This window comes from Christiangramia lutea, assembly GCF_022489035.1.
Taxonomy (GTDB): domain Bacteria; phylum Bacteroidota; class Bacteroidia; order Flavobacteriales; family Flavobacteriaceae; genus Christiangramia; species Christiangramia lutea.
Map to the genome: position 1 here is coordinate 800,237 of NZ_JAKVTV010000001.1, position 15,586 is coordinate 815,822.

General features: G+C 41.6%; 10 protein-coding genes. 3 read left to right on the forward strand and 7 right to left on the reverse strand.

Annotated elements, in window-relative coordinates:
* Positions 1–54 precede the first annotated feature (54 nt).
* Together ML462_RS03690 and dgt are read left to right on the forward strand one after the other, a co-directional pair.
* Positions 55–2,514, forward strand: a complete 2,460-nt coding sequence (locus ML462_RS03690; protein ID WP_240712375.1) for a ribonucleoside-diphosphate reductase subunit alpha — start codon at positions 55–57, stop codon at positions 2,512–2,514.
* A 92-nt stretch (positions 2,515–2,606) separates the two neighbouring features.
* Positions 2,607–3,953 (forward strand): dGTP triphosphohydrolase, encoded by a 1,347-nt coding sequence (dgt, locus tag ML462_RS03695; protein ID WP_240712376.1) that lies wholly within the window; start codon positions 2,607–2,609, stop codon positions 3,951–3,953.
* Here dgt and ML462_RS03700 read toward each other — a convergent pair.
* Both ML462_RS03700 and ML462_RS03705 read right to left on the reverse strand, forming a co-directional pair.
* Positions 3,950–4,942, reverse strand: a complete 993-nt coding sequence (locus tag ML462_RS03700; protein WP_240712377.1) for a DUF3078 domain-containing protein — start codon at positions 4,940–4,942, stop codon at positions 3,950–3,952. The two genes, dgt and ML462_RS03700, sit on opposite strands and share 4 nt — an antisense overlap.
* A gap of 39 nt (positions 4,943–4,981) precedes the next feature.
* Entirely contained in the window at positions 4,982–6,751 is a 1,770-nt protein-coding gene (locus ML462_RS03705) for a 1-deoxy-D-xylulose-5-phosphate synthase (protein ID WP_240712378.1), read from the reverse strand.
* A gap of 90 nt (positions 6,752–6,841) precedes the next feature.
* On the opposite strand from ML462_RS03705, the gene ML462_RS03710 reads away from it, so the two are divergent.
* Positions 6,842–7,291: a nucleoside deaminase gene (locus ML462_RS03710; protein WP_240712379.1), complete on the forward strand. Its 450-nt coding sequence runs from the start codon at positions 6,842–6,844 to the stop codon at positions 7,289–7,291.
* Here ML462_RS03710 and ML462_RS03715 read toward each other — a convergent pair.
* The 5 genes from ML462_RS03715 to ML462_RS03735 form a co-directional block, all read right to left on the reverse strand.
* The gene (locus ML462_RS03715) at positions 7,288–7,977 is read right to left on the reverse strand and encodes a hypothetical protein (RefSeq protein ID WP_240712380.1); all 690 of its coding nucleotides are present in this window, start codon (positions 7,975–7,977) and stop codon (positions 7,288–7,290) included. The genes ML462_RS03710 and ML462_RS03715 overlap by 4 nt on opposite strands.
* Positions 7,978–8,143: 166 nt before the next feature.
* Positions 8,144–8,932 (reverse strand): glycoside hydrolase family 16 protein, encoded by a 789-nt coding sequence (locus tag ML462_RS03720; RefSeq protein WP_240712381.1) that lies wholly within the window; start codon positions 8,930–8,932, stop codon positions 8,144–8,146.
* Complete coding sequence (gene bglX / locus ML462_RS03725; RefSeq protein WP_240712382.1) at positions 8,932–11,208, reverse strand: beta-glucosidase BglX; 2,277 nt, start codon at positions 11,206–11,208, stop codon at positions 8,932–8,934. Before bglX ends, ML462_RS03720 begins: the two co-directional genes overlap by 1 nt.
* A gap of 59 nt (positions 11,209–11,267) precedes the next feature.
* A complete protein-coding gene (locus ML462_RS03730; protein WP_240712383.1) occupies positions 11,268–12,908 on the reverse strand; it encodes a family 16 glycosylhydrolase in 1,641 nt (546 codons plus the stop codon).
* A 12-nt stretch (positions 12,909–12,920) separates the two neighbouring features.
* Positions 12,921–15,584 (reverse strand): hypothetical protein, encoded by a 2,664-nt coding sequence (locus tag ML462_RS03735; protein WP_240712384.1) that lies wholly within the window; start codon positions 15,582–15,584, stop codon positions 12,921–12,923.
* Positions 15,585–15,586: the final 2 nt, after the last annotated feature.

Genomic DNA, 15,586 nt, shown 5'->3' on the forward strand with positions numbered 1-15,586 from the left:
ATAATACCTTTTCCGAAAGAAATCTTAGCCTCAAACTAACTAAAATTTAAGCAAATGTATGTATTAAAACGAGACGGGAGAAAAGAGCCTGTTATGTTCGACAAGATTACCGCACGGGTAAAAAAACTCTGCTATGGATTAAATGAACTGGTAGATCCTGTAAAGGTTGCTATGCGCGTGATTGAAGGTCTTTATGACAATGTAAGCACCAGTGAACTGGATAACCTTGCTGCAGAGATCGCTGCGACCATGACGACTTCCCATCCAGATTATGCAAAACTGGCTGCGAGGATTTCGGTCTCAAACCTGCATAAAAACACAAAGAAGACTTTCTCTGAGGTGATGGCCGATCTTTACGAATATGTAAATCCGCGAACCGAAGAAAAAGCTCCGTTATTATCAGACGAGGTATATAAAGTGATCATGGAAAATAAGGAGAAACTTGACTCCACTATTATCTATAATCGTGATTTCGGCTATGACTATTTCGGATTCAAAACTCTTGAAAGATCATACCTGCTTAAACTAAACGGCGAGATCGTAGAACGTCCACAGCATATGCTAATGCGTGTATCTATTGGAATTCACCCAGATGACCTGGATGCTGCCATAGAGACCTATGAGCTTATGTCCAAGAAGTATTTCACTCACGCCACACCAACACTTTTCAATTCTGGCACACCAAAACCTCAAATGTCGTCTTGTTTCCTGCTAACCATGCAGGATGACAGTATAGACGGTATTTACGACACTTTAAAACAAACCGCCAAGATCTCACAGTCAGCAGGTGGAATTGGCTTATCTATTCATAATGTAAGAGCTACCGGCTCGTATATTTCCGGAACCAATGGAACTTCCAACGGGATCGTTCCAATGCTTAGGGTTTTTAATGATACTGCTCGTTACGTAGACCAGGGAGGCGGAAAGCGTAAAGGTTCCTTCGCCATGTATGTGGAACCCTGGCATGCCGATATTTTTGATTTTCTGGATCTAAAGAAAAACCACGGAAAAGAGGAAATGCGTGCACGTGACCTTTTCTATGCGATGTGGATGCCAGATCTATTCATGAAAAGAGTTCAAGAAAATGGAAACTGGACTTTAATGTGTCCGCATGAGTGCCCTGGGTTATATGACACTTATGGCGAAGAATTTGAAAAGTTGTATGAAAAATATGAAGCTGAAGATAAAGGAAGAAGAACGATAAAAGCACGAGAGCTTTGGGAAAAGATCATGGAATCCCAGATCGAAACCGGAACTCCTTATATGCTTTATAAAGATGCTGCGAATAGAAAATCTAACCAGAAGAACCTTGGAACTATACGCTCATCAAACCTGTGTACAGAGATCCTGGAATACACCAGCCGAGATGAAGTGGCCGTATGCAACCTTGCTTCCATAGCACTTCCAATGTTCATTAAAGGCAAGGAATTTGACCATAAGGAATTATTCAAAATAACCAAACGGGTAACCAAAAACCTGAACAAGGTAATAGACAGGAATTACTACCCGGTGAAGGAAGCTGAAAATTCGAATATGCGACACCGTCCGGTTGGACTAGGAGTTCAGGGACTGGCCGATACATTTATCAGGCTTAGGATGCCATTCACTTCAGATGAAGCTAAAAAACTGAACCAGGAGATCTTTGAAACTCTTTATTTCGCCGCGGTCACCGCATCTATGGAACTTGCAAAAGAGGAAGGACCGTATTCAACTTTTGAAGGTTCACCAATTAGCCAGGGGGAATTTCAGTATAACCTTTGGGGAATCAAAGACGAGGACCTTAGTGGAAGATGGGATTGGGCAAAATTAAGGAAACAGGTAATGAAAACCGGGGTACGAAACTCCCTGTTATTAGCCCCTATGCCTACCGCCTCCACTTCTCAGATCCTTGGAAATAACGAAGCCTTCGAGCCTTATACTTCAAATATTTACACCAGAAGGGTACTTTCCGGAGAATTCATCGTAGTAAACAAGCACCTGCTGGAAGACCTTGTAGCCAGGGACCTTTGGACAGACGAGGTGAAAAATGCCATTATGAGAAACAATGGCTCTGTACAGGATATCGATATAATTCCAGATGATCTCAAAGAGCTTTATAAAACCGTATGGGAAATGAGCATGAAAGACATCATCGATATGTCCAGACAACGCGGTTATTTTATAGATCAGTCACAGTCGCTTAACCTGTTCATGGAAAACGCGAATTACAGCAAACTTACTTCCATGCATTTCTACGCCTGGAAAAGCGGACTGAAAACCGGAATGTATTATTTAAGAACAAAATCTGCGGTAGACGCTATTAAATTTACCCTGGAAAAAGAAAAGAAAAAAGAACCCGTCTTTGTGACTTCAGACGCTCCGACCCAGGCAGCTGAAAAACTTAAGAATCAAAGCAAGCCTGTAATTTCAAAAGAATCTGAGGAAGAAGGAGCGTTGTCTCCGGAAGAACTACGAGCGATCATCGCTCAGTCCAAAGAAGCGGAAGGTGATGACTGCCTAATGTGCGGATCTTAATGATTTGGCTAATTCAAATTTGAATTTAGAAAGGGGAAGTAGCTTTTTACTTCCCTTTTTTAATATTTTTGGCTCACAACAAAGCAATTAACATGAATTGGGAGCAACTCTTATCGCTTAAAAGATTTGGTGACACACATAAAAGGTTAAGAAAGGAACAAAACGAAACCCGGTTAGGGTTTGAAGTTGACTATGACAGGATCATCTTTTCTTCCGCTTTCCGCAGCCTACAAGATAAAACCCAGGTGATACCGCTCTCAAAAACAGATTTTGTACATACCAGGCTCACCCACAGTCTTGAAGTTTCTGTAGTTGGACGTTCTTTAGGAAGGTTAGCAGGTCAGAAATTAATAGAAAAACACCCGCATTTAAGAGATACCTTCGGGTATCGAATGAATGATTTTGGAGCTATTGTTGCCGCAGCAGCCCTGGCTCACGATATCGGAAATCCACCCTTTGGACATTCGGGAGAGAAAGCCATTGGTGAGTACTTCAGCCATGGAAATGGAAGAAGGTTTAAGGAGCAGCTTACCGAAAAAGAATTCCAGGATCTGATCAAATTTGAAGGTAATGCCAACGGCTTTAAAATACTTACCGAAAACCGCCCGGGAATTACAGGAGGACTAAGACTTTCTTATTCAACACTTGGAGCCTTTACGAAATATCCGAAGGAATCACTTCCGCATAAACCAACAAAAAAGATTCAGGATAGAAAGTTTGGTTTCTTCCAAAGCGAAAGAGCCATTTTTGAAGAGGTTGCTGAAGAATTAGGCCTTAAGAAAACCCGTGAGGGAAATGATATCGGTTATGCACGTCATCCTCTTGCCTTCCTTGTAGAAGCAGCAGACGACATTTGCTACACCATTATAGATTTTGAAGATGGTATTAACCTTGGTTTAATTGATGAGGATTATGCCCTGGAATATCTTATTAAACTTGTAAAAGACAACATCAATACCGCGAAATATAACCAGTTGAAAAGCACCGCCGATAGACTGGCTTATTTGAGATCTCTGGCCATTAACACGCTTATAACTGAAGCTGCCGATATTTTTGTGAAAAATGAAGAAGCGATCCTTAATGGAGAATTTCATGAATCTCTGTTCGACATGAGCAGCTACGAGGCCCAGATAAAAGATATCATCAAAATTAGTATTGAAAAGATCTACCAGAGTGAAGAGGTGATTAGCAAAGAGATCGCGGGGTATAGAATGCTTTCCTATTTACTGGATATTTACACTAAGGCCATGCTTCCAGATACCGAAGCCGAAGATTCAAATTTCACCAAATTGGTATTGAAATCTGTGCCAGAATTAGAGCCTTTGCAGAATAGTGATTCTGTTTATGAAAAACTGATTGGCATCTGTTCTTACACCGCTTCCTTAACCGATGGAATGACCGTGGCTTCCTTTAAAAAGTATAAGGGACAAAGCCTTTAGAACTCATAGACCACGCCAACGCCCAGCATCTGTTTTAGCTGAACACGAGGTCCTGAGGTTTCCAGCTTACCATCTCCGTTGGTGTCTTCTTTGAATTTTACATCGTCATCGTAGCGAATATGCGACCCTACATTGGCTTTAATAAATTCGTTGACCTTCATGTTCACCGTCATTTGCCAGTCTACATCGATGTTGCCGAATTTATTCAGGTAATCTGAATAAAGACTGAGCTGATTGTCCAGATCTATATTTTCCCAGACTTCCTTGCTGAAGCCGCTGGTGACGAGAAAACCGAATTCTGTTCGCACGTTTTCTCCCTCTTTCAGAATATTCCCGAGTTCATCTGTAACTGCCGGTTCAACACCAAAAGAACCTTCATTAGCCAGTCTCTGGTCAAGAACAAAAGTAGACTTAAAGGTTATGGGCGAAAGATAGACCGTAAGGTCTTCCTCTGGATGGGAGAATTCTGTTCCCGCACCAAGGAACGTATATCCCGGAGCCATGAACCTGGAAATCGCAACTTCGGTATCGGGATACTTATAACCGTTTGAAAACTGTGAGTTAAAACTGAACTTTCCCGAGTAATACCAGTTGGAAGTACTATCCTGCCTGAAACCAAATGAAGAGTTGAGTCTCAATTCGTCTTCAGTCTTCCTGATCTCTCTTCCTTCCTGCGCATTAATTCCATATCTAAGTGAAGCCGAATTTTTCCACATGGTAAGATCCTTCTCAAAATTCCGTTGAAAGTTGGCATAGAAAAGCGCCGAAACCGAGTTGTTACCACCGGCATTCCAGTTAACGAAGGCTACCTCACTAAGGTTTACCCCAAAGGTGTTCTTCTCGGTCCAGTAGATCATCATGGAATCTGTATTGGTAGTGTCCTTAACAGCTGTAGATGTAGTGTCTGACACAATAGAATACTCATAATCAGAGGCTAGAGATTTCAGTGATGTAATACAGATCAGGAATAGTAGGATTTTCAACTTCATTTAAACAGCTAGGTTTTCGGAATTGCAAAAATAAAAAAATCAGCTCATAGTTTCGAGCTTCTTCCTTATTCCTTCAACGTGAATTCCTGAGATTTCTTGTAATTGATCTACACTTCCTTGTTCAATAAATTTATCGGGCACTCCTAAAATCTCGATATCCCCTTTATATCCAGAGCTTGCCGCGAATTCCAGAACCGCACTTCCAAAACCTCCATTTTTGACTCCGTCCTCTACGGTAATGATTTTTGAATATTCTTTGAATATTACCTGAAGTAATTCTTCATCCAGAGGTTTTACGAATTTCATATCGTAATGAGCGATCTTATTCTGAAAAGAGGTTTTTTTGATAGCTTTTTCAACATTTGAAGCCATATTACCTATAGACAGCACAGCTATTTCATCACCATCCTTCAATTTTTCAGCTTTTCCAGGAATAATTCGTTTAAAAGGCAATTTCCATTCTTTTAATACACCTCTTCCCCTTGGATACCTGATGATAAGCGGAGCTTCCAATCCCAGTTGAGCTGTATAGAGAAGGTTTCTTAATTCCACTTCATTCCTTGGTGCGGCTATCATAAGGTTTGGAATTGCGCGGGCAAAGGAAATATCAAATACTCCATGATGAGTTGCCCCATCCTCACCAACAAGGCCGGCCCTGTCCAGGCAGAAGATCACCGGCAGATTTTGCAAAGCCACATCGTGTATAAGCTGATCGTATGCCCTTTGTAAAAAAGTAGAATAAATAGCACAAAATACCGTAAAACCCTGAGTGGCCATTCCGGCCGATAGTGTAACCGCATGCTGCTCTGCTATCCCAACATCAAAAGCTCTTTCGGGAAAAGCCTTCATCATGTATTTAAGAGAACTTCCGGTAGGCATGGCAGGTGTGATCCCAATGATCTTTTCATTTTTTTCAGCAAGCTCCACCAGGCTAAGCCCAAAAACATCCTGATATTTCAGCGGAAGTCCTTCCGTATCATATTTTAATAGCTCTCCTGTATCTGGTTCAAATTTTCCCGGAGCATGATATTTCACCTGGTCTTCTTCAGCTTTTTTAAGCCCTTTCCCCTTCCTGGTGATCACGTGCAGGAACTTTGGCCCCTTAATAGCTTTCATTTTGTCCAGGATATCTAGAAGGCCTTGCAAATCATGCCCGTCCACGGGTCCGAAATATTTGAAATTAAGCGCCTCTATTATATTATCCCTAGCCGGTTTATAACCAACCCTGGCTTTGGTAAGATATTCTTTTAGAGCCCCAACACTTGGGTCTATTCCTATGGCATTATCATTTAGGATCACCAGCAGGTTTGCATTGGTGACCCCGGCGTGGTTCAAACCTTCGAACGCCATTCCGCTGGCAATAGATGCGTCGCCAATCACGGCAATATGATGTTTGCCTTTTTCACCTTTCAAAGCTGAAGCTATAGCCATACCCAGTGCCGCAGAAATAGAAGTAGATGAATGCCCTGTTCCAAATGTATCAAAGACACTTTCAGATCTTTTAGGAAATCCACTAATACCATCGAGTTGCCGGTTTGTTTCAAAAATTTCCCTTCTCCCGGTAAGAATCTTATGGCCATAGGCCTGGTGTCCCACATCCCAAACCAGAAGATCTTCCGGGGTATTAAAAATATAGTGCAAAGCAATGGTAAGTTCTACCACCCCAAGGCTGGCACCCAGGTGACCCTCCTTTGTAGCAACAATATCTATAATAAATTTTCGCAATTCCTGCGCGAGCTGCGTCAACTCCTGTTTCTCGAGTTTACGCAGATCTTCAGGAGTATCGATTTTTTTCAGTATCCCGGCCATACCACACAAAGTTACATTAAGCAAACTGAATTGCGAACAGCTGGCCGTTTTGAATCTTCAAAATTTATATCTTTCCAGAAAATTCAGGAGATGCTATCACCTTTCAATGATGAATATTTTATGAAAAAGGCCCTGGAAGAGGCTGAATCGGCCTATGAAAAAGGGGAGATACCTGTAGGAGTCGTGGTAGTGGTCAACGACAAGATCATTGCCCGTGGGCATAACCTGACCGAAACTTTGAACGATGTCACTGCCCACGCTGAAATGCAGGCCATCACTGCCGCTGCAAACTTTCTTGGCGGCAAATATCTACAGAACTGCACTATGTACATTACTCTGGAACCCTGCCAGATGTGCGCAGGAGCTTTGTACTGGAGCCAGATCTCGAAAATAGTCTACGGAGCTTCAGACCCCCAAAGAGGTTATAGAAAAAACGGTGTGAAACTTCACCCAAAGACAGAGGTGAAAACTGGGATTTTAAGCGAGGAAGCCGGGGCACTTCTTAAAAGATTCTTTATAGAAAAAAGAAATCTGAATTAATTATACGCAGTCACTTCATCATGAAGATCTGGATCTATTCCCGATGGCATTCCATTTAATTTTTTACCATTCACGAACATTTCACCGTTAATGACCTCGAAATCGAACTTATTCTTTGAACCATGCTCAGGAAGCGCAGGTCTCGCGGTCCTTGGAAAAAACTCAACACTTACCGCTTTCCCGGTTTCAAGATTGATCTTAAGACCTACATCCTGAGGCGTTAGATCTGATGTGGTCCACGGCTGAATGTGGGCGATGAGAATCTTATTATTTTCATACCCCAGGTTAAAGGGATGAAAAGCATATACCGCAGATGGATAGGTTAGATCTGCCTGTGATTCGATCATACTTTTTAGATCAGAATCCTTGAAAGTATACTTCAGGGTTCTCCCAAAATTGCTGTAGATTTCCAGTTTTCCATTACTATTGCTGGTTGGACTGTTTATTTCTGCCATTCCTAAAGCCAGGTAATCGGCCTTTGGAGAAGCAGATAAAGCATCCAGTCTCCAGTTTCCGAGATCTATATTTATATTCGTAAGCTGAACACTTTCTGGAGGGTTTCCTTTATCGGAAATAGCAGATTTTACCCTGTTATCTTTTTTGAAGTAGATAAATGTAGAACCGCAGGAAGTAAAAATTACGGAGAGAATTAAAATAACGAAGATTTTCACAGATTGAAGTCTCATATCAGATTATTTTAATCTTAATATACACATTTTCAGTGTTTTAAACTTAAAAAGTTTGATTTACAAGTACATACAAGTAATCTTCGGAGCTAAAAAAAGCGAAACCTCAGCTAATCATTCACAAAAAGGTAAGCAAACCCAATAAATTCGAGATTCCGCTTGTATTTTAATTTAGATCTTCAGGAAGTTCGGTTACTTTAATATGGTCTACATAGAATTTGTCTGGTAAATCTGAATCATTGATCTCAGCGCCTCCAAGATTTCCTCCTACGGCCATATTGATAAGAAAATAGAAGTCTTTTTTAAAAGGATAATGATCTTCATCGTAAGTTTTTGGAGTGAACCTGTAAAGTTGTTCTCCATCAACGAAGAATTCGATAAAATCCTTGGTCCAAACCGCTTTATAGGTATGGTATCCTTCTTCTATATTTTCAATTTTTGTCTTATTGGTATTGATGGTATTCCCATGACTAGCTGGTGTATGAAGGGAGGTAAAAACCATTCCCGGCTCACGACCGATATACTCCAGGATATCGATCTCTCCACTACCCGGCCAGCCGGCTTCATCGATATCGGCTCCCAGCATCCAGATTGCAGGCCAAAGTCCTTTTGCTGTGGCCACCTTAGCCTTCACCTCGATCACACCATAAGTAAATTCAACTTTATCTTTAGAGTTGATCTTTCCGGAATAATATTGTCCATCCTTCTTTAAAGCGGTAATAACCAGCTTTCCATCCTTTACTTCTACATACTTTCGATCGTAGATCTGTTCTTCATTATTACCCCATCCGCAAAGATTGGGGCAACCATCGCCCTCTTCATAATTCCAGACGTTCATATCGAGGCTATCGCCATTGAAGTCCTCCTCAAAGATTATTTTCTCCTGAGCATTACCAGTGAATATCGAACCGATAAGTAAACTTCCGGCAATGAGTTTATGCGCGTAGTTTCTCATTATTTTACGTAATTAAATTTTATGGTTTTTAGGTCTTCTGAATTTCCACCTACCATAAGTTCGAATTCACCTTCCTCGGCTTCCCATTTATCTGAGGCGTTGAAAAACTCTAACATTTTTTCATCAATTGTGAATTCCACATTTTTAGTTTCTCCCGGAGCAAGTTCAACAAGTTCAAATCCTTTTAATTCCTTTATAGGTCTGGCCACACTAGCCACTAAATCATGGATATAGAGCTGAACTACCTCCTTCCCTTTTATATCTCCCGAGTTGGTTAAAGGAACGCTTAAAGTGATCCCTTCACCCGCTTGAAGTTCTTTTGAAGAAAGTTCAACATCTCCATAATCAAAAGTGGTATAGCTGAGTCCGAATCCAAAAGGAAATAAAGGACCATTTTCAATATCGGTATAATGTGAATAGGTTACGTGAAGGTCGTTAGAAGGTCTCCCGGTATTCATCCTGTTATAATACAAAGGTTCCTGCCCTACAGCTCTCGGAAATGATACCGGCAGCTTACCTGATGGATTGTATTTTCCTGTAAGTACATCTGCTATGGCATTCCCGCTTTCAGAACCCAGTTGCCAGGCTTCTACGATGGCAGGAATATTTTCTGAAGACCAGGTGATCTCAAGAGGCCTACCATTGATAAGAACAAGTACGATATTCTTATTTACTTCTCGTATTTCCTTTAATAACTCTAACTGAAGTCCGGCAAGCCCAATATTGGCCTGGCTACGTCCTTCTCCAGATTGAAAAGCATCTTCCCCAAGTGCCATAACTACCAGGTCTGCTTCTTTAGCCTTGGCCACAGCATCTGGAATACCCGAACGATCGGTTTCGTTGATCTTTAATGGCATTAGGAAACTGCGTTCACCTTCTCCTAAGGTCACACCTTTAGAATAAGTTATCTCAGCGTCTAGATCAGCATTTTTCAAGCCTTCAAGTACAGAAACAGCAGAATTAGTTTCTCCCTGGGCTCTCCAGTTACCAATAGGTGTATCCTTATCATCTGCCAAGGGCCCAATAACTGCTATTTTTTTAACCGAAGACTTTATGGGTAAAAGGTCATTCTCATTTTTCAGAAGTACGATGGATTTTTTTGCAATATCTCTAGCAGTATTTTTGTGATCCTCAAAAGGAACACTTGCTGCAAGCTCTGCATCCATGTACCTGTAAGGATCATCGAAAAGGCCCATTTTGAATTTTACGCGAAGAATCCTTCTAACCGCCTCATCGATAATAGATTCATCTATCTTTCCTTCTTCTACCAGTTGCTCTAAACCGGCTTCATAGGCACCACCTTCCATATCCATATCGCTTCCTGCTTTTGCCGCGATCTCGGCAGCATGAACTTTATCCCGGGCAAAACCATGCGGGATCATTTCTGAAATGGATCCCCAGTCTGACACTACAAATCCCTGCCAGTCCCAGGCTCCTTTCAAAATTTCTCTTTGCAATCTTTCACTTCCAGTCGCGGGAATCCCGTCGATAGTATTGAAGGAGTTCATAAATGTAGCTACACCGGCATCTGCAGCAGCTTTAAATGGTGGTAACACAGCATTATGAAGCTCATTCTTGCCAATGTGTACGGCGTTATAGTCACGTCCTGCTTCAGCAAGACCGTATCCAGCAAAATGCTTTGCCGTAGCAGCGATAGTTTTGGCATCTGAAAGATCTTCCCCCTGGTAACCCTTGATCTTAGCCACAGCAATTTTTGAAGTTAGATACGTGTCTTCTCCAGAACCTTCCATGATCCTCCCCCAACGAGCATCCCTGGAAATATCTATCATAGGAGAGAAAGTCCAGTTCACACCTTCAGCAACAGATTCAAGAGCAGCTATTCGAGCAGACTCTTTTGCTGCTTCCAGGTCCCAGCTGGCAGTTTCGCCAAGTGGAACAGGAAAGATAGTCTTGTAGCCGTGGATAACATCATAGCCAAACATCAATGGAATCTTCATTCTGGAATTTTCCATATTCAGGCGCTGGGCTTTTTCAGTAGCTTCAATTGAAAGAACATTCAGCATAGAGCCTACCAGCCCCTTTTTTAGCCGATCTTCTTTTTCTTTGTTACCAACTTCCGAGGCAGGTCCCGTGAGGTCCCAGCTTCCATTGTATTGTACCATTTGCCCAACTTTCTCTTCCAGGGTCATCAGGTTCAATACTGAATCAACTTTGGTTTCTACATTCTGAACTGAGCTTTTTATTCCTGAATTTTGAGAAATAGCGCCCATAGTCCCGAGTAAAAAGGATGAGACAATTATAAAATTTTTCCTCATGATAATTTAAAAGAACCCGGAGCCGGAGCCCCGGGAAATTAAGACCTAAACAGGATTTTTTATTGATATACTTTTACGTAATCAATTTCCATCGATGATTCCTGGAAATCATCGGCTATAGTTCCTCCAAGGGTTCCACCCATGGCAATATTTAACAGTAGATAGAAATCGCTTTGGAAAGGTGTAGATTCATCATTGTCGAATTCAAGATGTGGTACCCCATCCATAAGGAAGGTAATTTTTTCTGCTGTCCATTCAACTTCATAAATATGGAATTCAGTTGATGCATCGGTTATCCCGGTAACATCTCCAACTATGGCATTACCTCCGGAATTTCCTGGCAAATGCAGTGCAGAGGAAACACGGTCTGGTTGATTACCAACCCATTCCATAATATCCATCTCACCTACTCCTGGCCAGGCTTCTTCAGGCCATTCAGCTCCAAGCATCCAAATTGCCGGCCAGGTTCCTCCTCCTTCCGGAAGTTTTGCCCGAACCTCAACGCGTCCATAAGTAAACTCGAATTTATCCTTGGTAGTAATTCTGGCAGAAGTAAAATCGAAACCGCTTTCAGCCTCTCTCCTGGCGGTGATCACCAGGTTACCATCTTCTACTCTTACGTTGTCTTCAGAATCTGTATAATACTGGGCTTCGTTATTTCCCCAGCCATTGGTTCCATTACCAATTTCATAGTTCCAATTGTCCGTATCCAGAGCATCTCCTTCAAATTCATCAGACCAGATCTCATTGGTGAATTGAGACTCAAAGTCTGGTTCTCCACCTCCATCTCCAATAGTTCCATCTGGCGAAGTGGTTAAAATAAGATACCAGGCCAGGAAGTCATCATTTCCAGGAATTGCTCTTAAATACATAGAGTTTTCGGTGATTTCAAGAACTTCATACTGACTTGTTCCAATGTAGTAAGCCACAAAGGCATCTCCACTAAGATCGATCACGGTTTGTGTTGATTGATCTTCCGGAATCCCAGATGTTGCCGGAGCTAAAGTTGCAGTTACAGTTCCCGGTTCCGGGACTTCCAGACATTCATCGTTATTTTCCTGTCCTGCTCCACCAAACTCTGTAGTATAGGTCCAGTTTACAAAAGTTGCACCGGCACTGGAATAGTCATAAGTCAATTGATCATTGGCTCCTAAAGAGAAAGTCATTGTATCATCATAAAAACAATCAGGTCCAAATCCTGCCGCACCGGCAAAGAATCCTCCTCCGTCAACAATAGGACCTTCGTCATTCGTGTTTTGACCTACCCCAAGGTGACCAGGTACCGCTGAAGCGATATACCATGTTTTTGAACTACCTCCGGTAAGGAATTGCTTAGTTTCTGGATCATCGAAGTCACTTTGCACTGCTACCTCAATAGATTTTGAACTGCTAACCCCTCCTTTACCATAAGCAACAACAGTTACCAGGTAGGTATTCAATCCCACACGGGTAAAACGCTTGGTATAGGTTCCTCCGGCAGCAACCGCCGAAGTCCCGTCACTAAAGTTATATTCATAAGTGATCGCATCATCTGCCGTGGCAGTAAAATCAACCAGTCCGGAGCCATCATCACTAATATTAGCAGTAATATTAAGATTAGAAGGCACCACTATGGTATCCAGCGTAAGGTCATCTTCCTGGCAACTGGATAACATAAGGCTTATCGCAAATAAGCTAAATATTAATTTAAAGTATTTCATAGTTTATTTTTTCTAGTTCTGTTCGATATCGTCGATATAATAAATTGACCCATCTGCCGGAGCTTGAGCAACGTCATCATAATCTGGGAAAATCACGAATTTATCGTACACATTATTGGTATCTACGATTCCTGAAAAATCGAAGGTTAAAGTAGTCCAGGTATTAGCCTGAGAAACTGTTTGGTCTACAGAAATATTTGGACTAGCATCAGAGCCTTCTAATTCCAACTGGAACCTAACATTTACATTAGCCTTAGGTGACCAAACTTTCACTGTGAACGTAGTACCTTCGGAAAAATCGATATTATCAGGAAAAATATGGAAGATCCCAGAGTACCATGCAGCACCATTAACTTTATTGAATTCATAAACAGTAGCAGAAGCATTCCCAGTCATATCAGGATTGGCAACCGGCATTCCAGTTACACCATCACCTTCTTCAAATACTCCAGAAAAAGTTTGATTAGACTCAAAATCTATTGGGAAACCTGTAGCTACCTCAGGATCTCCTCCCCCGGTATCTTCGCCATCTCTAGAGAAATACAGGTTATCTATGTAGAAACTTCCTCCTGTATCTGGCTGAACATCAAACTTGAACTGGAATACATCAGAAATATCAAGGCCCTGGTCTGTATATTCAGATAGTGGGATTTGGATAGTGTTCCATTGGTTTGGTGCAACATTAAGATTTACCGAGTTCTCTCCTGTAGAACTGATAAGGAAAAATGGAATAGAAGTATAATCTCCAGACCACACGTCTATATTGATATAATCGTAAGCAGTTGCATCGATATTTTCACCAATATCAATTCCCTGATAATTAGCGTTGTCATACTTAATAGCATTATTCCCACCAATAGAAACCATTTCGTAAGTGGTAGATTGACCCCAATCTGGGTAATAGTTCACTCCTGCAGGATCTGAATAAGCATCACTAAAGATAGACTGAACATTTGCTGCATCTGCCATTGGAGTTGGAGCGGCCATTGTTGGATCTACGGCAACTCCACCGCCAGTTCCAGTTCCATCTGTCTGGATAAGATCATCGAAGTAATAAACATCTCCATCACATTCTGCATCTCTCTCAAAGTAAAGGATTATACTTCTGAAAGTCTTATCATCAACGTCAGAAAAGTCGAATGTTAACTCTTGCCAAACACCAACTTCAGTAATCTGGGCAACTCTATCTTCTGAAGGCTCTGTGTCTGGGAAAGGCTCTTTTTCCAATCTAAGTGTAACTTCAGCGGTTTGAGTTTCAGCAAGTACTTTTAATTTGAAGATTTTCTTGTCGGTACTTGTAAAATCTATAGCCGTTGGAATTGCTTTCCCTACTCCAGACCAGGTTGCACAACCCGTTGATTTATCTACTATCTGTACATTACAACTTGGGTTTATTCCATCTGTCTTTGGATTAGAAACGATGCTTGAAGCAATATCTCCAAAAGGTTCAAAAGCAAATGCGTCATCATTGGTCATAAAGGTCCAGTTGATCGGGCCATTAGCAGCATCAATATTTTCTTCAGTTTCTTCAGTACAATCTGGTGCAGCTTCTACTAACATAAGATCATCTACATAAAAAGTACCTGCGGCACTCCCTGCAAGGTCAAGGAATAATGAAATGGCATCATAATGTCCGGCTGGAACTATTGCATCCCCACCTGGATCGCTATCACTCTGGTAACTTGTAGTTGCATCAGTTGCGAAGTTAAAAGTTATGGTTTCCCATCCCGTACCTCCGTGATCTGCTGAAACTTCGTTTGCTCTTTCGTCGTTCACACCTGTTTCCAGTTTTAATAGTACAGGGAACGCAGTTTCAGAATAAATTTTAACACTAAAGGTCTTGCTATCACCAGAAAGGTCTACTGCCTCACTAAGGTTGAAAGTTACACCTTCGAATGCTGCACCTGCTTTTGTAATTGCTCCAACCATAGATTCGGTTGAGTTATCACCTGAAAGTTCAGGATTTGTAACAATTTCAAACATAGTGTCTTCAGATCCAAAAGAAACTACATTATATCCTACCAATGGATCGTCGAAAGTAACAGGTAATTTAAGAGGATCCTGAGCTTCCGGAACAATGATAATCTCATCTTCTTCTGCGGTAGCAGCTCCGGCACCTATTGCGATAACCGTTAATTCGTAAACCCCGGCTTCGGTATAACTGTGAGTGATACTTTCTCCCGGCATTAACTGGGTAGGCTCTTCATCTTCTACATCTCCAAAATATACCTGGAAAAGTGTCGCGTTATCTGCAGTAGCACTAACGGTGATATTTCTTGGATTAGTTTCTGGCTGATCTACATTTATAGCCAGATTCTCTGGTGCTTTAAATGAAATATTAAGCATTTGGTTATACTCACTGGTTAATCCTGTAGATCCAACAGCAACTATACTTACCTCATATTCTCCTTCAGGATAGACGGTAGTGACAGATTCTCCTGCAGCGATCTCGGCAGTCTCACCATTCCCAAGGTCAATCTGAAATACAGAAGCTCCGTCGCCGCTTGGGGTAATAGTAACTGTTCCGGTATCATCCTGTGATATATCAAAGGCGGCAGTCACATTCTCAGGAGCAGAAATATCCTGGAACGCGTAGTTGGTGATCTCTTCATTTTCGCATCCGGTAAAGACTAGGAGCGAAATGGTTAGCATTGCTAAAATTTTGAATATTTTCATCT